The 23808-nt window shown below is 38.0% G+C and carries 14 protein-coding genes; 10 read left to right on the top strand and 4 right to left on the bottom strand.

Annotated elements, in window-relative coordinates; translation table 11 throughout:
* Window positions 1-19 precede the first annotated feature (19 nt).
* The 4 genes from FLAVO9AF_RS11130 to FLAVO9AF_RS11115 form a co-directional block, all read right to left on the bottom strand.
* Window positions 20-460 carry a LexA family transcriptional regulator gene (locus tag FLAVO9AF_RS11130; protein WP_064715334.1) on the bottom strand — a complete coding sequence of 147 codons (441 nt, stop codon included), beginning with the start codon at window positions 458-460 and terminating at the stop codon, window positions 20-22.
* On the bottom strand, window positions 451-1725 hold the full coding sequence (locus FLAVO9AF_RS11125) for a Y-family DNA polymerase (RefSeq protein WP_159688478.1): 1275 nt from the start codon (window positions 1723-1725) through the stop codon (window positions 451-453). Before FLAVO9AF_RS11125 ends, FLAVO9AF_RS11130 begins: the two co-directional genes overlap by 10 nt.
* A gap of 85 nt (window positions 1726-1810) precedes the next feature.
* Window positions 1811-3028, bottom strand: a complete 1218-nt coding sequence (locus FLAVO9AF_RS11120; protein ID WP_159688475.1) for a patatin-like phospholipase family protein — start codon at window positions 3026-3028, stop codon at window positions 1811-1813.
* A 112-nt stretch (window positions 3029-3140) separates the two neighbouring features.
* Window positions 3141-3848 carry an NUDIX domain-containing protein gene (locus tag FLAVO9AF_RS11115; RefSeq protein WP_159688472.1) on the bottom strand — a complete coding sequence of 236 codons (708 nt, stop codon included), beginning with the start codon at window positions 3846-3848 and terminating at the stop codon, window positions 3141-3143.
* A 394-nt stretch (window positions 3849-4242) separates the two neighbouring features.
* Here FLAVO9AF_RS11115 and FLAVO9AF_RS11110 point away from each other — a divergent pair, with 394 nt between their 5' ends.
* From FLAVO9AF_RS11110 to FLAVO9AF_RS11065, 10 genes are all read left to right on the top strand, one after another.
* Entirely contained in the window at window positions 4243-5736 is a 1494-nt protein-coding gene (locus FLAVO9AF_RS11110) for a xylulokinase (RefSeq protein WP_159688467.1), read from the top strand.
* Entirely contained in the window at window positions 5736-7058 is a 1323-nt protein-coding gene (xylA, locus tag FLAVO9AF_RS11105; protein ID WP_159688464.1) for a xylose isomerase, read from the top strand. The genes FLAVO9AF_RS11110 and xylA overlap by 1 nt, the downstream gene beginning before the upstream one ends.
* 46 nt (window positions 7059-7104) lie before the next feature.
* Window positions 7105-10191, top strand: coding sequence for a TonB-dependent receptor (locus FLAVO9AF_RS11100; protein WP_159688460.1), 3087 nt, complete (start codon window positions 7105-7107; stop codon window positions 10189-10191).
* 12 nt (window positions 10192-10203) lie between these two features.
* Window positions 10204-11760, top strand: a complete 1557-nt coding sequence (locus FLAVO9AF_RS11095; protein ID WP_159688454.1) for a RagB/SusD family nutrient uptake outer membrane protein — start codon at window positions 10204-10206, stop codon at window positions 11758-11760.
* A 22-nt stretch (window positions 11761-11782) separates the two neighbouring features.
* Window positions 11783-12637, top strand: a complete 855-nt coding sequence (locus FLAVO9AF_RS11090; protein ID WP_159688451.1) for a hypothetical protein — start codon at window positions 11783-11785, stop codon at window positions 12635-12637.
* 113 nt (window positions 12638-12750) lie between these two features.
* Window positions 12751-15234, top strand: coding sequence for a glycoside hydrolase family 2 TIM barrel-domain containing protein (locus FLAVO9AF_RS11085; protein WP_159688447.1), 2484 nt, complete (start codon window positions 12751-12753; stop codon window positions 15232-15234).
* A gap of 125 nt (window positions 15235-15359) precedes the next feature.
* The gene (locus FLAVO9AF_RS11080; protein ID WP_159688442.1) at window positions 15360-17759 is read left to right on the top strand and encodes an alpha-xylosidase; all 2400 of its coding nucleotides are present in this window, start codon (window positions 15360-15362) and stop codon (window positions 17757-17759) included.
* A gap of 83 nt (window positions 17760-17842) precedes the next feature.
* Window positions 17843-19852, top strand: a complete 2010-nt coding sequence (locus FLAVO9AF_RS11075; protein ID WP_159688440.1) for a glycoside hydrolase family 97 protein — start codon at window positions 17843-17845, stop codon at window positions 19850-19852.
* 73 nt (window positions 19853-19925) lie between these two features.
* Window positions 19926-21503, top strand: coding sequence for a glycoside hydrolase (locus tag FLAVO9AF_RS11070; RefSeq protein WP_159688437.1), 1578 nt, complete (start codon window positions 19926-19928; stop codon window positions 21501-21503).
* Between the two features lie 57 nt (window positions 21504-21560).
* Entirely contained in the window at window positions 21561-23789 is a 2229-nt protein-coding gene (locus FLAVO9AF_RS11065) for a glycoside hydrolase family 3 C-terminal domain-containing protein (RefSeq protein WP_159688434.1), read from the top strand.
* Window positions 23790-23808 lie beyond the last annotated feature (19 nt).

The raw sequence follows: 23808 nt of genomic DNA, 5'->3' as shown, positions 1-23808 counted from the left end.
TTTAAAATGGGTTTGTAGCCTATACTTTTTTAATCACATAAGTTACCATACCCCAAATGATCAATTGGTTTTCTTCAGTAACTAAAATGGGTTTATAGCTGGGATTTTCGGGCAGCAAATACATACAATCCTTCTCGACCTGAATGCGTTTAACGGTAAATTCACCATCAATACAACAAATCGCAATTTTATTGTTTTTGGGTTCCAAACTTCGGTCAACGACCAATACATCTTTGTCATTGATACCGGCATCAATCATAGAGTTGCCTTTGACTTTTATGTAAAATGTAGCCAATGGATTTTCGCTCAATTCTTTGTTCAAATCAATATTGGTTTCCATAAAATCTGCTGCCGGCGAAGGAAATCCTGCCGAAACGCCCTCATTGATATACGGTATTCGAAGTTCACTTTCGAAGTCTGGACGGAAGAAAGTGAGCTTTTGTTCTTTGTTTACAGACATTGTATTTCGAGTATTTCTTTAAACTTTGTGGTGTATTTTGGTGACAAATGATTTTGATTCATGTTCCAAGTCAGACTCAGATTTTGGGTAGCCAATTTGACTTTGGTCATTCCAATTTTACGATTCAGTTGGTCGATGGTTTGCATCAGAGCCAAATGTTTTGGGTTTTCTTCTTCGAATAAATGCAGTTGTTTTTTGTTTTCGTCAATCATTTCGGTGACAATTACCCCTGCTTTTTTGAACCTAATGCCTTCGTTGCCTTGGAGCAATTCTTTCAGTAAAGCGATGGCGGCGTTGGAAATGGTTAGTGTCGAATTGCTTGCATAAGGTAATGTTATGGCTTTATTGAAATAGTATTTTGAGCTAGTAACCGAATGTTTGTCAATGACCAACATCACGATAATGGTATGGCAACAGGAATGTTGTTTGCGTAATTTTTCGGTACAAACTGCGGCAAAAGTTGCGATGCGTTCTCTAAGTAAATCAAATTCCGCGATTTGTTTTGGAAAGCTTCTTGTGGTAGCAATGCTCTTTTTTTGAAGCACAACAGGTTCTAAATCTAATACTGATTTGCCTTCTAATTCTTGTTTTAATCTAAGGCCAATAACGCCCATTTCTTTCTTAATCCAAGCTTCGTGTTGGGGTTGTATAAAATCTAGTGCTGTTTGTATGTTGCGCAGTTTGGCTTTTTTGGTGGTGCGATACCCAATGCCCCAAACGTCTTCAATTTTGGTCCATTTTAGGGCTTTGATGCGTTTTTCTTCGGAGTCAATAACATAGACGCCTTGGGTGCGATCTTGAAATTTTTTAGCAATTTTATTAGCAACTTTAGAGAGCGCTTTGGTTTCGGCAAAGCCAATGCAAACCGGAATTCCCACCCATTTTTGCACTCGGGTTTTCATTTGAAGTCCGTAACTGTGGTAGTCCTCAATCGAAAGGCCATCAAAATTTAGGAAGGCTTCGTCTATACTGTAGATTTCAATATTCGGTGTGAACTGATTCAAGATATTCATTACTCGATTACTCAAATCACCGTACAAAGGATAATTGGAAGAAAAAACAGCAACTTCTTTCTCTTTTATCAAGTCTTTGATTTGAAAGGCAGGTGCGCCCATCGGAATCCCAACCGCTTTGGCTTCATTACTTCTAGAAATCACACAACCATCGTTATTGGATAATATCGCAACCGGTTTTCCGTTGAATTTCGGTTGAAAAACACGTTCACAAGAAGCATAGAAATTATTACAATCGACTAAAGCATACATAGCACAAATTTACAGCATTCGAACTGCAGTAAGTAGCTAACGATAGTTAATTTTTGTGGCTGTTGATAAGTTACAACCACTCCTTTTAGGCGTGAAAATTATCCAACCAATTGGGGTCGCTCATTTGTTTTTGAATCCTTTCGATGTCGCCAAACGTAGTCACCAAAGCGTCGTTGTTGTTGCTGTCGACCAAATCTTTCTGAAAAGCACCGCCTTTCTGGATAATATATTCGGCCATTTGTTGACCAATGACTTGCATCAAATCAAAACGATTAATATCGGCCATATCAATTGAGTTCAAGATGGAATAATCTACATCGTGCAACCATTTTGAAGGATATTTTTTGGGGTCTAATCCGTCGGTATTCGGTATTTTTTTGATAGAGAGAGGGTCTAATGAAATTTGGAATCGTCGAAAATCGATAATTTTATTGATTATTGGAGAGCGCAAGGTGTTTACTTGCATAGCGCTAGAATCTTGACCCATTTGTGTCATCAGCCATTCCAACCAAAATTTAATATCCAAACCTTTAATTTTGAGAGTAGCGTCGGGTTGTACAAATTGTCTGGAGATTCCGGTACCAAAACTGAAAATGCATAATTTGGTGATATCATAAGCAGAATCTTCTTCCTTGCCTTTGGGAAAGCTATAGGAAATGGCTTCCATAAATCCAGCAAGAACAGGATTGTTGTAGGTAGTCGTTCCACCATCTACAAAACGTTCAAGTGGATTGAAATAAGTAGGAGCACTCATCGTGGCTTCGAGTACGGCACGGAGTAATACGTCCTTGTAGGTGCCATAAAAACTACCGTCTTTTTGTTTGAAACAACTAAAAAAAGTCTCTTCAGAAGCAGTCATATCGTGCGCCGTAATCATCAAATCAATATCGGTTTTGGCACAACTTTCGGCTAGGGTAGTGTTTTGAATTTCTTCGAAAAGTAACTTTCGGTAATTGCCTTTTAGGTATTTTGGCGGATTTACAAAACGGTCTCCCAAAGGTTTTTTGTCAAATACTTCTTCGATTAGTGTACTGTATTTCTCTTCTATCGCTGCTGCGGTATAGCCAGAAGCTATGAGTCCCGCGATGATGCCTCCAGTAGAAGTTCCTGAAACCATATCAAACAATTCAAAACAAGGAATCCCAGCGGTTTCTTCTAATTTTTTGAGCAGTTGAAGGGTTAAAATTCCTCTCATCCCGCCACCATCTAGGCATAAAATAACTCTTTTGTTGGGGTTGATGTTGAGTTTTTCAAAAGCCTTTTTTCTTAAGGCTGGCATTTTTGATCCGTTTACTTTTGCCATTGTGGTTGGTTTGGTTAATAGATAGGATTAGAGCGATATAAAAATACTCAATACCGTTGTTTTATCAAAAGACAATGGTATTGAGTATAAATGTATGTATTTGGATTATGATTTAGAACTCAAAATTGAATCCTTTTTTGGTTAATTTGTCATAAATAGCTGGATCAAATTTGTACAATTTTGCTGCTCTATGCGATACATCTTGTTGCTTTTCGTCTAATGCCACAAGCAATTTCATATGCAATATTTTACGTCTAAAGTTGGATTTATCCATTTCTATCCCAAGAATTTCTTCGTAAAGATGCATAAGTTGGAGCAAGGTAAATTTTTCGGGGAGGAGGTTGAAACCTATTGGAGCTTGTCGTACTCGGTTGCGTAAATGAGTTAAGCTATAGTTTAGAATCTCGTTGTGGTCGTAAATTAAATTGGGGATTTCATTAATTCGGTACCATTTAGCGTCCGATGCTGTAAAACCGGCTTTAATGTTGTAATCTTCTTTTTTGATTAAGGCATAATAGCCAATGGTGATAACCCTTCTTAATGGAAAACGATTGGGTTCTCCAAACGCTTTTAGCTGTTCTAGGTAAATATTATCCAGTCCTGTGAGATCGGCTAGCAAACGGTGAGCCGCGTCATCAATGCTCTCTTTCTTTTTTATCCACCCTCCAGGCAACGCCCATTTTCCTTTACTAATCCCCTCAGCGTGTTCAACTAAAAGTACTTCGAGTATACCATTGTCAAAACCAAAGATAACACAGTCAATGGTAATGGCATTCATAGCGGCGTGTTCTGTTTTGGCTAATGCTTCTTCTCTTACCATTTCTTGTAGATTTTTTTACAAAATAAATAAATAAAAATGTAATCTGATGGGAACGCGTAATTATTTAGTAATGAATACAAAATAGAATATGCGGTTTTCTCTATAAAATGTAAGTAATAGATGATTTATACTGCTTTGGGTCCAATCAAGAAAACGATTTCTGAATTAAATATGTAGTGGTTTTTTTTCAGGTTTTTCAAGGGTTTTCAGTTCTTGTTTTGTTATATGTCTATTTTTTAATGCTTTAAATTATCTAATTCAAAAAAAACAACTTGTAAAATTTTGTTAATATCAAAATTTGAATTATACTTGTAGTCAAATTAACCATAAGCTTAAGGTTGATTTGACCAAAAGATTAAAAAAGGATGATTTATCATCGAAAAAAAAGAAGCATATGTACTTTTTAGGAATAGATTTGGGAAGCTCTTCGATAAAACTTTCGGTAGTGGATGCCGAAAAAGGAAAAGCCATTGCGGCAGTAAGTGTCCCAGAATTTGAAATGGATATTCACGCACCGCAATTTGGTTGGGCCGAGCAAGACCCTAATCTGTGGTGGCAGTATGTAAAAAATGGCATTCAGTTATTGTCGAGTCAACAAGGCATTGATTTAAAAAAAATAGAAGGAATTGGTATCGCGTACCAAATGCATGGATTGGTACTGACGGATGCAGCGTTGAATCCAGTTCGTTCTTCTATTATTTGGTGCGACAGTCGCGCGGCAGCTATTGGAAATTCCATTTATGATGAAATGGGACACGACTTTTGCCAGCAACAAATTTTAGGAAGTCCAGGCAATTTTACGGCTTCAAAGTTGAAATGGGTACAAACGCATCAACCAGAAGTTTTTGAAAAAGCAGTCTATATGATGCTACCTGGCGATTTTATAGCTGCAAAATTATCAGGGAAAGCACAAATAAGTACTTCGGGTTTGTCTGAAGCGGCTTTGTGGAATTTCTCTAAAGGTAGATTGGCTACAGAAGTACTTCAAGCCATGGGACTTCCTGATGCACTCATTCCGGAAATTGTTCCCAATTTTGGCCACCAAGCTACAATAGATCCAAGCGTTGCCTCAGAATTAGGATTGAATCCAACAGCAAAAATTACGTATCGAGCAGGAGATCAACCTAACAATGCTTTGTCGTTGAATGTACTTCGACCAGGTGAAGTTGCTACCACAGCGGGAACATCGGCGGTAGTTTATGCAGTAAGCAATCAAGATATTTATGACAAAGAAAACCGCATCAATACTTTTTTGCATGTAAATAATACCGAAGCCCAAAAAAATAATGGAGTAATGCTTTGTATCAATGGGTCAGGAATTTTGTACCAATGGTTGCGCAAAGTAATGTCGGTAGATCGTGACACACTCATAGCCTATGAACGATTAAATGCCGAGGCAGCCAAAGTAAAAGCAGGTAGCGAAGGCTTACGTTTTTATCCTTTTGGTAACGGTGTGGAGCGCATCTTTAATAACAAAAAGGCGACTTCGGGTATTCAAAATCTCAATTTCAACATCCATCAACCCAGCGATCTTGTTCGTTCAGCTTGCGAAGGAATTGTCTTTGCGATGAACTATGGTTTTGATGTAATGAAAGCTGTAGGTGCTTCAGGAGATGTGGTTCGTGCTGGAAAAGCCAACTTGTTTTTGAGTCCGGTGTTTAGAGAAATTTTTGTCAATACCACACAAACTACTTTAGAATTATACAATACTTCGGGGGCAGAGGGTGCTGCTCGTGGCGCCGCTTATGGCTTTGGCTTTTATGACTCTCTGGAACAAGCCTTTGAAGGGTTGCAATGTTTGGAACGAACAGAACCATCCAAAAGCGCATCCGACCAATACCAAGAGATTTATCAAGAATGGAAAAATAATATTAATACCGAAATATAATGAATACAACACAACAAGCTTATTTTAAAAATATGGATACCATCCGCTTTGAAGGCAGAGAAAGTGATAATCCTCTTGCTTTTAAATGGTATGATGAAAATAGAGTAGTGGCAGGAAAAACGTTAAAAGAACATTTGCGTTTTTCTATGGCCTATTGGCACACACTATGCAATACTGGAGGAGATCCTTTTGGTAGTTCGACAGAGAAATTCTCTTGGAATAAAAATGAAGATGCGATTTTGAAAGCCCAAGATAAAATGGACGCTGCTTTTGAATTTATGAGCAAATTAGGAATGCCTTTTTACTGTTTTCATGATGTAGATGTGGTAGATGAAGCACCTACATTGGCTGCATTTGAAAAGCGCATTCATACTATGGTGGACTATGCTAAACAAAAACAACAAGAATCTGGAATTAAATTGTTGTGGGGAACTTCAAACTTATTTAGCAATCCTCGTTATATGAACGGTGCTTCTACCAATCCTAATTTTGACGTGGTGGCTTATGCTGCGGGTCAAGCCAAAATAGCTATCGATGCTACTATTGCTTTAGGAGGTGAGAATTATGTTTTTTGGGGAGGACGCGAAGGATACATAAGTCTTTTGAATACCAATATGAAGCGTGAACTAGACCACATGGGACAGTTTTTGAACCTTTGTAAAGACTATGCGCGTAAACAAGGTTTCAAAGGTACTTTCTTAATCGAACCAAAACCTATGGAACCAATGAAACATCAATATGATTTTGATGCAGCTACTTCTTTAGGTTTCTTAAACAAATACGGTTTGCAAGATGATTTTAAACTAAATCTTGAAGTTAATCACGCTACGCTTGCGGGACACTCTTTTGAACACGAATTACAAGTTGCGGTAGATGCAGGAATGTTAGGAAGTATTGATGCCAATCGAGGAGATTATCAAAATGGTTGGGATACCGATCAATTTCCAGTTGATATTTATGAGATTACACAAGCTATGTTGGTCATCTTAGAAGGTGGCGGAATTCGTGGAGGCGGAATCAATTTTGATGCTAAAGTGCGAAGAAATTCAATCGATTTAGAGGACAAGTTTATTGCACACATAGCAGGAATGGACATTTTTGCCCGCGGACTTATTTGTGCTGATCATATACTACAAAACACCAATTACAAAAAACTACGCGCTCAGCGTTACGGATCATTTGACAGCGGAAATGGTGCCAAATTCGAAAAAGGAGAATTGTCTCTTGAAGAATTAAGCCAAATCGCTCGTGCAAACGGAGAACCTCAACCCATTAGTGGTAAACAAGAATTATTCGAGCAAATCGTATCGAATGCTTATTAGCTAAACACCTTTGAAAATTAAAAAATTAACCAATCACTCAAAAATCATGAAAAGAAATTATGGTATAGCGACAATGCTTTCCTTTTGTATGACGCTATTATTGAGCATTTTTATGCTACAATCTGGTTATGCACAAGACCGTACTATTTCTGTTACAGGAAAAGTATACACTTCAAACGATAATTTAGAAGTTTCTGGTGCAGGTATTACAATACAAGGTTCAAAAACTAGCACTAGTACTGGTTTTGATGGAACCTTTAAAATTAATGCCAAACCAAATGATGTCTTATTAGTAAGTTTTGTAGGGTATAGAACCCAACGAGTAAACATAAACAATCAAACCAATATCGATATTTATCTTCAGCAAGAAACTGCCGAACTAAAGGAGATTGTTGTTATTGGGTACGGTACTCAAAAGAAAAAAGTATCTACTGCTTCCACATCTGTAGTTGGCGCAAAAGATATTCAAAATGTAAACAGCTTAGATGTTGTTAATGCTTTGCAAGGGCAAAGTACAGGGGTGTCGATTACTTCTACTTCTGGTCAGCCCGGAGCAGGAATGGTAGTGAACATTCGTGGGGTAGGTACCGCAGGAAATAATTCTCCGCTTTATGTGGTAGATGGAGTGGTAATCGATAACGGAATTGGGTATTTGGATCCTTCTTCAATAGAAAGGGTAGATATTCTTAAAGATGCAGCAGCGGCTTCTATCTATGGAGCAAGAGCCGCAAATGGAGTAGTTTTGGTAACCACCAAAAAAGGAAAAGATGGAAAAATGAATGTGTCATTTAACAGTTACACAGGTTTCCAACAAATTGCCAAACGTTTGGATTTATTGAATACTAAAGAGTATACTACCATTATCAACGAAGGAAGAGTAAACTCAGGTATGGCGCCGTTGTATTCTCAATCACAAATTGCAGCTTTTCCAAATACAGATTGGCAAGACTATTTGTTCAATGAGGGAGCTATAAAACAAAATCACTCTTTGATGATAACAGGGGGAGACAAAAAATCAACTATTGCTACAGGTATTTCTTATTATGGTCAAGACGGTATAATTGGTAGTCAAACCAATCAGTCCAAATATGATCGTATCACTTTTAATGTAAACTCAACTTCAGAAATCATCGAAGGTCATTTGAAAATTGGTGAGAACTTCTCTTTTGCTAACATTAAAGGAAGCGGAATTTCAGATGACGGAATCTACAATAACAGTATTAGAGCGTTCTTGAATGCTGCACCTATTGATGCTGCTTATGATGCAAATGGAGGTTTTGCTAATTCTATAGTTTCAGCAGATGTTAGTAACCCGCTTGGTGCTTTATACTACAACAACTTCAACGAAAATAAAATTGACCGCTACGTAGGGAATATTTTTGCAGAAGCTAAATTTTTGAAAAACTTCACTTTCAGAACCAGCTTTGGGGTAGATATCACTAATAGCACCTACCGTTCTTATACTCCAATCTACCGTTTGTCATCGAACAATAACAACGATGTTTCTAGTGTAAATCAAAGTGCGAACAAAGGATTGGGTTGGATTTTCGAAAATACACTACAATACAAAGCTTCTATAAATGATGCACATCATTTTGACCTTTTGATTGGTACTTCAGCCAAAGACAACACTTCCGATTATGTAAGTGCAACGGGAAGAAACTTAACTCGCGAAGGATTTAAATATGCTTATTTGAGTAATGCAACGGATCAAACGTCTAATACAGTGGCGGGTAATAGAACAGATTATTCTATTCAATCGTATTTTGGTCGTTTCTTGTATGATTATCAAAACAAATATTTATTGTCAGCGACCATTCGTAGAGACGGATCTTCAGAATTTGGACCTAATAATAAATATGCAATTTTTCCCGCTTTTTCAGCAGGTTGGAATGTAGATAAAGAGAGCTTTTTCCCAGAAAACAAAGTATTGAAAAGCTTAAAAGTTAGAGCGAGCTGGGGACAAAACGGTAACGATCAATTTGCCAAACGATTTGCTTATATGTCAACGATTAGTACTTATGATAAAAACTACCATTTTGGAACTGGAGGAACAGCTTTAGAAGTTGGAGCGAGCCCAGATGCTTTAGAAAATCCAGACATCAAATGGGAAACTTCTGAGCAGTTAGATTTAGGATTCGACGCGACTTTGTTTTCTTCGCTTACGATATCGTTTGATTACTATGATAAAACTACAAAAGACTGGTTAGTACAAGCATCGGTACCAGATATTGCAGGAGCAGCAGCACCATTTATTAATGGTGGAGACGTGAGCAATAAAGGTTTTGAATTGGCATTAGGATACAGAACTTCTTTTGGTGATGGATGGAGTTTTTCAGTAAACGCCAATGGTTCATTCAATAAAAATGAAGTATTGCGAATTGCTAATACCGAAGGCATTATTCATGGAGAATCTAATTTGTTATTCCAAGGATTAGACGAAATGAATCGTGTAGAAGTAGGGCAACCTATCGGTTATTTTTATGGATTAAAAACCGACGGAATTTTTCAAAATACCTCAGAGTTGACTTCTGTTCAGCCTAATGCGGTACCTGGAGATGTTCGTTTTGTCGACTTGAACGGTGACGGAAAAATCGATGCTAATGATAAAACTAAAATTGGAGACCCTAACCCAGACTTTACTTATGGTTTGAGTATGGACTTATCGTACAAAGCGTTTGATTTTTCAATCTATACCTATGGAGTAGCGGGTGGTCAAAATGCTTTTGGAGTTCATGATTATACTCGTGCTTACAACAATTTTACTACTACTATCTTAGACCGTTGGACTACTGAAGGAACTTCAAACAAAATTCCAAGAATGACTTACGGAACAGATGCTAACGGGAATTACACTAAATTCTCTGATTTGTACATTCAAGATTCGGATTTCTTTAGAATCAAAAGTATAACTATTGGTTGCGATTTGACAAAATTGACCAAGAACTTAGGCTTCTTCAGCAAATTCAGAATTTATGGTTCGGCCAATAACCTTTTCACCTTTACCAAATATCAAGGAATGGATCCAGAGATTGGATTTGGAAATTCTAACCAATCATGGGCGAAAGGAATCGATGTTGGATTTTATCCTCAACCTAGAACATACATGTTAGGTCTTAATGTTAATTTTTAATTTTTAAAAGTCATGAAAAAATATATATATCTTTTCGCAGTATCAAGTTTGTTTGCACTGGGATCTTGTTCTGATGATTTCTTAGAGAATGAACCGTATACTGAATTAGTTACGGAGAATTTTTACTCCTCACCCAAAGATGCTTTTCAAGGATTAGTAGCGGTTTATGATATTCTACAAAGAGAAGGCTATGGTAATACGTTACTTACCAGCGAAATTGCTTCGGATAACTGTTTTGGAGGATACGGAATTGCCGATGGGCAAGGAGATTTAGAATGGGATCGTTTCTTGTTTGTTACGGATAAAGACATGAATGCTACAGCTTGGAAAACGGGTTACCAAGGAATTTATAGAGCCAATATTTTATTAGAAAATTTGGATAAAGTAAATTGGGGAACTGATACCGCATTAAAAACCAAATACGAAGCCGAAGCTAGATTTCTTAGAGCACATTTCCATTTTCAGTTGGCCAGAATGTTTGGAGACATCGTGGCTTTAGATCACACTTTAAAGACAGCCGAGTATTATTCTCCTAGAAGTTCTACAGAGGAAACCTATAAATTAATCGCTAGTGATTTGAAATTTGCTGCTGATAATTTAGGAACCGAAAATTATTCTCAAACTGGAAATGCCAATTATGGTCGTATCACCAAATGGGCGGCTGAGGCTTATCTTGCAAGAACGTTTTTATTCTACACAGGATATTATAAAAAAGCAGATTTAGCAGGTGTCGTTTCTAAAGCGCAAGCGGTTACCTACATCAATGATGCAGTAAACAATAGCGGACATGGTTTAGTAGCAGATTATGCTAAACTTTGGTTAGCAGCTTCTTTCGGTCAATTTGCTGGTGAAGACAATACGGAGATGGTTTTTGCTGTACGATTCAACGGATCAGGAAAAGGCGATTGGAACCTTCACGAAGGAAACCGTTTTCAAGTACTTATCGCTCCTCGTGGTGGAAACATAGGCCCTTACGGCACAGGTTGGGGAGGTGCAACAGTAAATAAAAAATTAGTTGATGCGTATGGCACTGGAGATACCAGAAAAGCCGCTTCGTTTATTGATTTTGCTGGCGAAGGGTTAAGTTTCGATCCTGTGGCTAGAGAACAACGTCAATACACAGGTTATGCTTGGAAAAAATATTGTCCTGTAACCAATGAACACGGAACAGGAAACTTCCAAATTGACAACGTACAAGATTATGCAGTAATTCGTTTTGCGGATGTGTTATTGATGGCTGCTGAGTTAAACTTGGATACCAATCTTGCTTTTGCCCAAACTTGTTTAGACAGAGTTCGCGACCGTGCTTACAAAGATACAACCCATCGAGTTCAGGCCACAAAAGCCAATATTATGGAAGAGCGTCGTTTAGAATTAGCTCTTGAAGGCCTTCGTTATTTCGACTTGCTTAGACAAGGTGTAGATGTAGCAAAAGCTGCTATCGATAATACAGGTGCAGGAACAACATTTAATGTTACGTTCAGAACAGAAACATTGGGTTGGTTTCCGTTGCCTCAATCTCAAATCCTACTTTCAAACGGTGCGATGACACAAAATCCAGGTTGGTAATTAACTCAAAAAACAAACGATTATGAAACGTATACTTCACATATTAGTAGCTATAATAACTTTAGGATCCGTGTTTTCTTGCGAGCCAGTAGAGGATAGAAATAGCTTGCCTGCCATAACCAAAACTGCGGCAGACTTAAAATTTACGGTAACTGCCAAAAGCAACTCCATGACCTTAGAGAATTTGGATATGGATGTTATTCCATATTGGAGTTATACCGATGCTTTAGGTAATGAATTGGGGCATTTTAATACGAACAAAGTAGCAGATATTGCTTTGCCATTTGCAGGAACTTATTATGTAAACTTCACAGCCTATACTCGTGGTGGAATTGTAGTGGCCGAACCTAAAAAAGTAGTGATTAGCCAAAATGATTTAACCTTATTTAGTGATCCAAAATGGGATTTACTAACCAATGGTGTGAAGGGTAAAACTTGGATACTAAAAATGTCGGCGCCTATGGAATTTGTAGGTCCTGGGTACATCAACAGCACAGTTGGTGGAGATTGGAATTGGTATCCTAATTTCTCAGATATTTCTTGGGCTGGAATCGAAGACAAAGATTGGGGAGAAATTACTTTTAATTTAAATGGAGGCTATAATGTTACCGTAGTACAAACGTCAACAGAGGTTAATTCTACTACTAAAACTACTAAAAAAGGAACCTTTAGCTATAACAGAACCGCCGATTTTACAAATGATAGAATTATTCTTAATGGAGGTTTAGAAATGTTACATCCGGGGCCAGCAAACAGTTGGAGTTCAGGCTTTAGTTTCTCAAATGTTCGATTGGTAGAGCTTACGGCTACAACCTTGAGTTATGCCGCCATCAGAGCCGATGGGCAAGTATTGATTTATCATTTAATTGCAAAATAATTATTTAAGTTAGTTACGTTTTTATTTGAATGAACAGCCGATAAGTGAATGAAACCACTTATCGGTATGTTTATATCAGTGATAAAACAATAATTTCATTACACATTCAGGTCATGAATAAAAGAAAATATAAAAGCAGTCCATTACTTGTCCTACTCATAGGTATGCTTTTGGTTGGAGCTTGTGGAAAAAAAAGCGAAGCTTTTAGCGATCGAAAGGTTTCTTTTAATTCGGATTGGAGTTTTCATTTAAACGATAGTTTCAAAGACAACGATACCATCAGTACTACTACTGCTTGGCGCAGTTTAGATTTGCCTCACGATTGGAGCATCGAAGGGAAATTTGACGAAAAAAGCCCAGCAGGATATGGTGGTGGAGCGCTTACCGGAGGTTTAGGCTGGTATAAAAAAACCTTTAAAGTCGCTGCTCAAGATAGCACCAAAATAACCACAATTACCTTTGATGGTGTGTACCGAAACAGCCAAGTCTGGATCAACGGGCATTATCTAGGAAAACGTCCCAACGGATACATTGGTTTTCAATATGAACTTACTCCTTATTTGAATTACGGAGATCAAAACAACGAAATTATTGTTAAGGTTGACAATTCAAAACAACCCAATTCCAGATGGTATTCTGGATCAGGAATATTCAGAAACGTTTGGTTAGAAACGACAGATAAATTGCACGTTGCACAATGGGGAACGTATATTACCACTCCAAAAGTAACCAATGAACAAGCTACGGTACAGCTTGAAACTACCGTGCAAAATCAAAATGGAACCGCTCAAAAAGCAACACTCACTACTACTATTTATAAGGAAGACACCAAAGTAACTTCGGTTACCCAAGATATCACGATTGCAGCAAATGGCCGACAAACTATCCAACAAAAAACAATTATTGATGCCCCAATTTTATGGTCTGTTGCCACTCCAGAATTGTACACCGCAATCACAGAAGTAGCCGTAGCCGATAAAATTGTGGATCAATATACCACCCAATTTGGGGTTAGGAGTTTTAAGTTTGATGCAAATAAAGGCTTTATTTTGAACGGCAAACAAGTAAAAATAAAAGGTGTTTGCATGCATCATGACTTAGGTCCTTTGGGCGCTGCTATCAACACACGCGCTATTGAACGCCAGTTAGAAATCTTAAAAAATATGGGAGTCAATGGTATCAGAACATCCCATAACCCTCCAGCTCCTGAGCTTTTAGATCTTTGTGACAAAATGGGATTTATTGTCATGGACGAAGCTTTTGATATGTGGAAGAAAACCAAAACCCCATTTGATTATGGCAATGATTGGGACCAATGGCACAAGCAAGACTTAATTGATCAATTGTTGCGTGATCGTAATCACGCCAGTATTTTTATGTGGAGTATCGGAAACGAGATTCCACAACAATGGGACGAAAGTGGAGCAACAATAGCCAAAGAACTAGCAGCCATTACCCGTCAGTACGACAAGACTCGCCCTATTACAGCGGCAATGAATCCACCTGTAAATATGAATATTGATGAGGTGACATTACAGTTTGATAAAGCAAAGGTGCAATACAATACGATTGCTGCTTCGGGAGCATTAGACATTATTGGATACAATTATGCCCATCAAACCTATGCATTTCATCAGAAGAATTTCCCAGGAATTCCTTTCATTGCTACCGAAACAACTTCGGCTTTAGCCACTAGAGGATATTATGATACTGTTTCGGATAGTCTAAAAAAATGGCCTGTACGATGGGATCTTAAATTTACGGAAGGAAATCCTGGAAATACCGTTTCATCGTATGACCAAGTTCAAGCTCCTTGGGGTTCTACACATGAAGCGACTTGGAAAATTATCAAAAAACATGACTTCCTATCTGGGATGTACATTTGGACCGGTTTTGATTATATCGGTGAACCAACGCCTTATGAGTGGCCATCAATCAGTTCTTATTTCGGAATTGTTGATTTGGCGGGTTTCCCCAAAGACGTGTATTATATGTACCAAAGCGAATGGACAGACCAAACCGTTTTGCATCTTTTTCCGCATTGGAACTGGAAAGTAGGACAAAAGGTTGATGTTTGGGCGTACTATAACAAAGCCGATGAGGTTGAATTGTTCTTAAATGGAAAATCTGTAGGGATTAGAAGTAAAAAAACAGACGATTTGCATGTTATGTGGAGGATTTCATATCTGCCAGGAACTTTAAAAGCGGTTTCGCGTAAAAACGGAAAAGTAGTCTTAGAAAAAGAAATCAAAACAGCAGGAAATCCCTATCAACTACAACTTGAAGCTGACCGAAGTACCATCAAAGCAGATAAAAACGATTTGTCATTTGTAACCGTTTCGATTTTGGACACAAAAGGAACATTGGCTCCAAATGCCAAAAATGAAATCCATTTTTCATTAAAAGGAAACGGAAAGATTGTTGGCGTTTGTAGTGGTGATCCCGTAAGTCATGAATCTTATAAAGGAACAAAACATACGGCTTTGGCTGGAAAATGCTTAGTGATTATTCAATCAGGTACTACATCCGATAAACTAGAATTGACTGCCAAAGCGAATGGACTTAAACAAGCGACAATAGTAATATCAACTGAATAAGCACAGTTCCTGCAAGGTTTTCTAAACCTTGTAGGTATTTATTAATTAGCAAAAGATAATAAAAATGCAAACCTACAAGGTTTTGAAAACCTCGCAGGAAAACTAACATCAAGAATTATTAACCAATGAAAAAAACATCACTAAAAGCATTGTTTTCGATGGCCGTGCTTGGATTTGTTTTGATGCCAAAAGCCTCAGCTCAAATTCAAAATGCGGACGTACTGAATGCACCAATAGACATCAGCAAAGATTTCCAGAATTATCTCAATACTTTTTATTTTGCTGATGAGCTGACCAATTTTGATCCAGCCACAGGAAAAGGAACCATTAAATACATCCGAAATACGTATCAAACGCGTCAGGCGTTTAATAACATGATGATGAAACCAGGAGTAGTTCCTGCTAATGAGTTTCCTGCAACAGAATATGAGGTGGCACCAGAATTACCGTTTCAAATTCAGTTTGTTTCAGACAGAACCTTGCGAATCAAAATGACTTCTGGACCACAATTTCATCCAGAAAAAGAGTCGTTGATGTTAATTAATGGCGTGGCTCCAAATCATCCGGAGTCATGGAAGTTTTCAAAAATTGAAGGCGGTTTCAAATACACCAGTCCTTATGGGGCTGTAGAAATTTTGTCTAAGCCTTGGCATGTGAAAATTTATGACCAAAAAGGGAAACTACTCACCAGTACACTACATGATACTGATTTTAAAAATACCTACACGCCAACACTTCCTTTTTCATATGTGCGCAGAAACAGCGATTATTCTAGAAGTATGGGCGCTGCTTTTAGCTTAGAGCCTGATGAAAAAATATTTGGCTGTGGAGAATCATTTACCCAATTCAATAAACGCGGACAAAAAGTTGTTTTATGGACAGATGATGCCAATGGAATTCAAAACGAAACCATGTACAAACCCGTTCCGTTTTATATGAGCAGCCGTGGATATGGAGTTTTTATGCATCATTCTACTCCCATTACTGTTGATTTTGGAAAATATTATGCTAGTGCCAACGAAATGTACATTGGTGATGACGAAGCGGATTTGTTTTTCTTCATTGGTGAACCAAAGGAAATCTTAGACGAATACACCAACCTGACAGGAAAAGCGGCAATGCCTCCACTATGGTCTTTTGGGTTTTGGATGAGTCGTATTACATATTTTTCAGAAAAAGAAGGCCGACAAGTAGCTAAGGATTTGCGTGCTTACAAAATACCTACCGATGTAATTCATTTTGATACGGGCTGGTTCGATGTTGATTGGAGAAACAATTATGAGTTTGCCAAAGCGCGTTTTCAAGATCCTGTAAAAATGATGAGCGATTTGAAAAAAGATGGTTTTCAGGTATGCTTGTGGCAATTGCCTTATTTTACACCAAAGAATACCTTGTTCAACGAAATTATGGATAAAAATCTTGCCGTTAGAGACCGTAAAGGCAATCTTCCTTATGAAGATGCGGTTTTAGATTTTTCTAATCCAGCAACGGTAACTTGGTATCAAGCCAAATTGAAACATTTGTTTGATCAAGGTGTGGGAGTGATAAAAGTTGATTTTGGAGAAGCAGCACCACCAGAGGGAATTTATCATTCAGGACGTACTGGTTTTTATGAACACAACTTGTATCCTTTGCGTTACAATAAAGCGGTGGCCGAGGTTACTCAAAAAGAAAAAGGATATACCTTAATCTGGGCCAGAAGCACTTGGGCTGGGAGCCAGCGCTATCCATTGCATTGGGGAGGTGATGCCGAAACTACAAATGGAGCGATGTCGGCTGAATTGAGAGGTGGATTGTCATTAGGATTAAGCGGATTCAGTTTTTGGAGTCACGACGTGGGTGGATTTGCGACCAAATCACCAGAAAATTTATACCGCCGTTGGGCACCATTCGGAATGTTTACCTCACATGTTAGAAGTCACGGCGAGCCTCCAAGAGAGCCGTGGTTGTACAGTAAAGAATTCTTAGAAGGATTTAGAAAAGCAGACAATATGCGTTACGAATTGATGCCTTACATTTATGCTCAAGCCAAAGAAAGTTCACAAAAAGGATTACCTATGATGCGCGCTTTATTTGTAGAATATCCAAATGATCCTGGAGCTTGGTTGGTCGATAATGAGTACTTATTTGGGTCAAGTATGTTGGTCGCTCCATTGTTTGAAGAAGTGACCGAAAGAGACGTATACTTACCAGCAGGAACTTGGATCGATTATCAAACCAAAAAAGTATACCAAGGAGGATGGCATAAGATTAAAGCGGGCGAAGTACCTATCGTAGTTTTGGTAAGAGACGGAGCCGCGATTCCTCATATTGCTTTGGCACAATCTACCAAAGATATGGATTGGAGCAAATTGACCTTAAAAGTATATGCCTCTGATGCTATTACAACGGCTACAGCCAAAGTTTTCTTACCAGGAACAGATGCCGTAGAAACGATAACAGTTGTTAAAAAAGGAAACGAGGGAGAAGTCACCTCAAATGCACTAAACGGAAAAACCACTTTCAAAACCGAGTGGATAAAATAAATAAGTTGGATTGGTTTTTAGATCGAGGGTGGTTCTTGGTTGCTACCACTCTCGATAATTTAACTGCTTAAAATAATGAAACAATGAAAAATAAATTGCTCCTATCTACCGTACTTCTATCCCTTAGTATGGGTTATGCACAAGGCAAAAAGACAACATCCTATGAATTGGCTTCGCCTGGAGGTCAAAACAAAATAAAATTTGAGTTAGTAAATAATGCTCCAAAATATACCGTTTCTCACGGAAAAACCGAAGTGATTTCACCATCAGCGATGGGGTTTTTATTGAAAGGGAATGAAGATTTCAGCTCTAATTTTGAAGTTAAAAATGTAAAAACATCCTCTTTTGATGAAACGTGGGAGCAAGTTTGGGGAGAAAAGAAAAATATCCGAAATCACTACAATCAGTTAGTAGTCGATTTACAACAAAAAACAGGGAACAAACGTAAATTACAAATTCAGTTTCGTGCTTTTGATGACGGAATCGCTTTCAGATACGTATATCCCAAACAAAAAGTGAAAGACAGTATTTTCATTATGGATGAAAAAACAACTTTCAATCTAAAAGAAGATGGAAAAGCTTGGTGGATTCCTGCCAACAGAGAAAACCGTGACGAATATTTGTTCAAAGATGCACCGGTAAGTACGTTAGACACGGTGTTAACGCCTTTAACTATCGAAAGTAAAAGTGGGTTGGCATTGAGTTTTCACGAAGCTAACCTGATAGATTTTGCGAGCATGACTTTGGTCAATACCAAAGGAACCGAGCTAAAATCGGATTTGGTGCCTTGGGCAGATGGGGTAAAAGTGCGCGTAAAAGACAGCTTTACTTCTTCATGGAGAACGATTCAAATTGGTGAACAACCTGGAGATTTGATTACGTCTTACTTGGTTTTGAATTTGAATGAACCCAACAAATTAAAAAATACCAATACCTATTTCAAACCCTATAAATATTTAGGAATATGGTGGGGAATGCACATCGGGAAATACACTTTTTGGGAAAGTGAGAAACAAGGAGCAACTACAAAACACGCCGAAGAATATATTGATTTTACCGCCAAAGAAGGCTTTCATCATTTATTGATTGAGGGTTGGAACAAAGGCTGGACGCCCGGTTGGTATGAAAACCGCATGCACATGTTCAGTTTTACAAAAAATGCAGACAATTTCGATTTAGAGAAAGTAGTGGCTTACGGAAAACAAAAGAACATTGAGTTAATAGGCTATCACGAAACAGGTTCTAACTTAATAAACTACTTAAAAGAAGTTGATGAAGGTTTTGCTTTGTATAAAAAGTTGGGCATTCACACGGTTAAAATTGGTCACGTAGGTTCTAAATTGAATATGAAACAAATGCACTTTGGCCAATTTGGAGTAAACTATTTCAGATACATTTTAGAAAAAGCGGCCAAGTATGATTTGGCTGTTTTGTATCATGAATCCATCAAAGATACTGGAGAGCGTCGTACGTATCCGAATATGGTTTCCAGAGAAGCCGCAAGAGGACAGGAATACAATGCGTGGAGCGAAGGGAATCCGCCTAATCATTTAAGTATTATTCCGTTTACGAGATTGCTTTCTGGACCAATGGATTTCACTCCCGGAATTTTTGATGTAGAAGTAAAACAAGGTTATCCAGGCAAAAGAATTCAAGGAACGGTGGGGCAGCAATTGGCTTTGTATGTTACCATTTATTCTCCAATTCAGATGCTGGCCGATCTTCCCGAAAACTACGAAGGAAAACCAGCTTTACAATTTTTAAAAGACGTTCCAACCGATTGGGAGGATACGAAGGTGCTAGAGGGAAAAATTGGAGAATACATCACAACTGTAAGAAAAGATAGAAACAGTGCCGATTGGTATTTGGGAACTTTAACCAATGAAAATCCAAGAAAAGTAGAAGTTTCATTATCATTCTTAGACCCAAATGCAACTTATGAAGCGCAGATTTATGTAGATGCTGAAGGAACCCATCAAAAAAACAATCCTGAAGGAGTAGCGATTTCAAAGAAAACCGTAAAAGCTTCGGATGTACTTACTTTGAATTTAGGTGGTGCAGGTGGTGGTGCCGTGCGTTTTAAAAAAATATAACTGAAAATTCAACCCGTTAGGTTTTTAAAAACGGTTGAGTTTATTGATACAACTATTGAAAAAATAATTTCATATGAAGCATTTTTCAGCAATAGCATTTATTCTTTTATTTCTAAACAATTGTAGTTTGTTTGGTCAAAATTCTGCTGTGATTCGAACCATAAAAGTCGATTATAATAAAACAGAAGGAGCAACGAATACCATGTTCAAAGAATGTATTGGAGCGGGTCGTGCCAATGAGGGTTTGCGTGCCGATTGGCAACAGCAATTGGCAATGGTAAAAAAAGAGTGCGATTTCAAGTACATTCGAATGCATGGTTTGTTAACCGATGATATGGGAGTGTATCGGGAAGATTCGAAAGGAAATCCAGAATACAATTATCAATATATCGATGCTTTGTATGATTTTCTTTTGAGTATCAAAATAAAACCTTTTGTCGAATTAGGTTTTATGCCATCGGCTTTGGCCAGTGGAAGTCAAACCATTTTTTGGTGGAAAGGCAATGTAACGCCTCCAAAAGATTATAAAAAATGGGAAGAGCTCATCCGCAACTTAACCCAACATTTTACAGATCGTTACGGTGTTGAGGAAGTAAAAACTTGGTATTTTGAAGTTTGGAATGAGCCTAATTTATCTCCTGGTTTTTGGTCAGGCACACAAGAGGAATATTTCAAATTGTATGAATACACGGCTCGCGCAGTAAAAAGTGTAAATCCAGCTTATAAAGTAGGTGGACCCGCTACAGCAGGTGCGGCTTGGGTTCCAGAAACAATTGAGTTTTGTGCCAAAAATAAAGTGCCATTAGATTTTATTTCGACCCATACTTATGGGGTAAAGCAAGGTTTTTTGGATGAATTTGGTACTTCAGGAACAGTGTTGAATAAAGAGGAATCGAGCATAAGTGGTGAAGTAATCACCTCTCGTCAGCAGATTGCTAGTTCGGCTATGCCAAAATTAGAGCTGCATTACACTGAATGGAGCTCGTCCTACACACCCGCCGATCCTATTCACGATAGTTATCACTCGGCGGCCTATATTCTTCAAAAATTAAAACAAGTGGGGAATGCTGCAAACTCCATGTCGTATTGGGTTTTTACCGATATTTTTGAAGAAGCGGGTCCTCGATTTACCCCTTTTCACGGAGGTTTTGGATTGTTGAACACACAAGGTATAAAAAAACCTGCCTACTTTTCGTATGCTTTTTTGAACCAATTAGGAACAACTACACTCCAAAATACTGATACTTCTTCATGGACTACCAAAAATGAAGCGGGAGATGTTCAAGTTTTATTTTGGGATTACACATATACACTTCCAGAAAATAGCATCAACAACCAACAATATTACATCAAAGATTTGCCTGCAAAATTGAAAGGTAAAGTAAAGGTGGAATTGACTGGATTGAAAGAAGGTAAATACGATTTAAAAGTCTATAAAGTGGGTTACAAGCAAAATGATGTCTTTACCGATTATTTGGCCATGAACCAACCCAAACAATTGACTACACAACAAGTCGATGTATTAAAGAAAAACAACAATGGAGCACCCATAGCAACGGCAACAGTTTCTGTTGATGCCAAAGGGATTTTAACGAGAGATTTTGAGCTTCGTGAGAATGATGTCTTCTTGCTAAAATTAGTGAAACGCTAATCATTAATTAGGATTAGAAACTAATTTTTAACTATCCAAAAACAAAAAAATAGACCTATGAAAAAGAAACTAATTCACTTATCAGCTGCAATTGCTTTTATGGCTGTTGTCTCTTGTAAAAATGAAGGAAATGTTGCTACAGCCGATACCAAAATCTATGAAGGAAAGGAAATCGGGACTGAGTATGATACAGAAATCAATGCATTACTATCGCAATTGACATTAGAAGAAAAAATAGGCATGCTTCACGGCAATAGTATGTTTTCTACAGGAGCCGTACCTCGTTTGGGTATTCCAGAACTGAAAATGGCCGATGGTCCATTGGGTGTGCGCGAAGAAATTTCACGAGATAATTGGGCTCCCGCTGGGTTGACGAATGATTTTGCAACGTACTATCCTGCTGCAGGTGGATTGGCCGCTACTTGGAATCAAGAAATGGCCTATACTTTCGGTAATAGTGTAGGGCAAGAATTGAGAGCTAGAGGCAAAGACATGCTGCTTTCGCCAGCCATAAACATTGTGCGAACACCCTTGGGAGGAAGAACGTATGAATACATGACCGAAGACCCTTTTTTGAATAAAAAAATGACGGTTCCTATGGTGGTAGGATTGCAAGATAATGATGTGATGGCTTGTGTTAAACATTTTGCTGCCAACAATCAAGAAACTAATCGTGATTTTGTAGACGTACAAATCGACGAGCGTACGCTTCGTGAAATTTATTTACCCGCTTTTGAAGCGGCTGTCAAAGAAGGAAAAGCATACAGCATTATGGGAGCTTACAACAAGTTCAGAGGCGAATACCTATGTGAAAACGACTATATGCTCAATAAAATTTTGCGTGATGAATGGGGTTTCAAAGGGATTGTAGTTTCAGATTGGGCGGCAGTTCACACTACAGTAAAATCTTTAAAGAGCGGTTTAGACATTGAGATGGGAACACCAAAACCGTTCAATGAATTTTTCTTAGCTGATAAATTAATAGCAGCTGTAAAAGCAGGCGAAATTTCTGAAGCAGAAATCGATATACATATCAAAAGAATTTTGCGCACTTTATTCCAAGTCAAAGCAATGGGTGGTAAAGACCGTGTAAAAGGAAGTATTGCAACCGAAGCGCATTATCAAGACGCTTACAAAATTGCTTCTGAGAATATAGTGTTGTTAAAGAACGAAAATAACGCTTTGCCATTACAACTAGATGGCGTTAAATCGATTGCTGTAATCGGAAACAATGCCACCAAGAAAAATGCTTTAGGAGGTTTTGGTGCTGGGGTAAAAACCAAAAGAGAAATTACACCTCTAGAAGGTTTGAAAAACCGATTGCCGTCTGCTATCCAAATCAATTATGCCGAAGGCTATTTGGAACGTTATGACGAAAAAAATAAAGGAAAATTAGGAGACATCACCTTGAATGGTCCTGTGACTATTGACCAATTAGACCCTGCCAAATTACAAGAAGCCATCGATGCTGCCAAAAAATCTGATATAGCCATCATTTTTGCCGGTTCTAACCGCGATTACGAAACTGAAGCTTCGGATAGAAGAAGTTTGAAACTGCCTTTTGGTCAAGAAGAATTGATTAAAAAAGTTTTAGCAGTGAATCCAAGAACAATTGTAGTTATGGTAGCTGGGGCACCGTTTGATATTCAGGAGGTAGCCAAAAATACCAAAGCATTAGTATGGAGTTGGTTCAATGGTTCTGAAGGTGGTAATGCTTTAGCCGATGTATTGTTAGGAAAAATTAACCCTTCTGGGAAATTACCTTGGACCATGCCAAAAAACATTATGGATTCTCCTGCACATGCTACGAATAGTTTCCCTGGAAACAAAACGGTGCAATATGCTGAAGGAATCTTGGTAGGGTATCGTTGGTTTGATACCAAAAAAATTGCACCACTTTATCCCTTTGGTTACGGATTGTCTTACACCACATTTGCTTTTGATTCGGCTAAAACCGATAAAAAAGAATACAAACCAACCGAAACAATTACAGTTTCAGTAACGGTAAAAAACACTGGAAAAGTCGACGGAAAAGAAGTCGTGCAAGTTTACGCAACTAAATCTGATTCTAAAATCAGTCGTGCTGCTCAAGAGCTAAAAGGATTCCAAAAAGTAGGGGTTAAAGCTGGAGGAGAGCAACTGGTTACAGTAAAAATTCCTGTAAAAGAATTGGCATACTACAATGTGACTAACAAAAAATGGACTGTTGAACCTGGAAAATATACGTTGCATGTAGGGAATTCTTCTAGAAATAATTCAAACGAAGTAATAATTACTATTAACTAAAAAGCACTTATAAAATCGT

The sequence above is a fragment of the Flavobacterium sp. 9R genome (assembly GCF_902506345.1).
GTDB lineage: Bacteria > Bacteroidota > Bacteroidia > Flavobacteriales > Flavobacteriaceae > Flavobacterium.
Note: the sequence above shows the minus strand (reverse complement) of the source record. Positions and strands in the feature narration are given on the sequence as shown.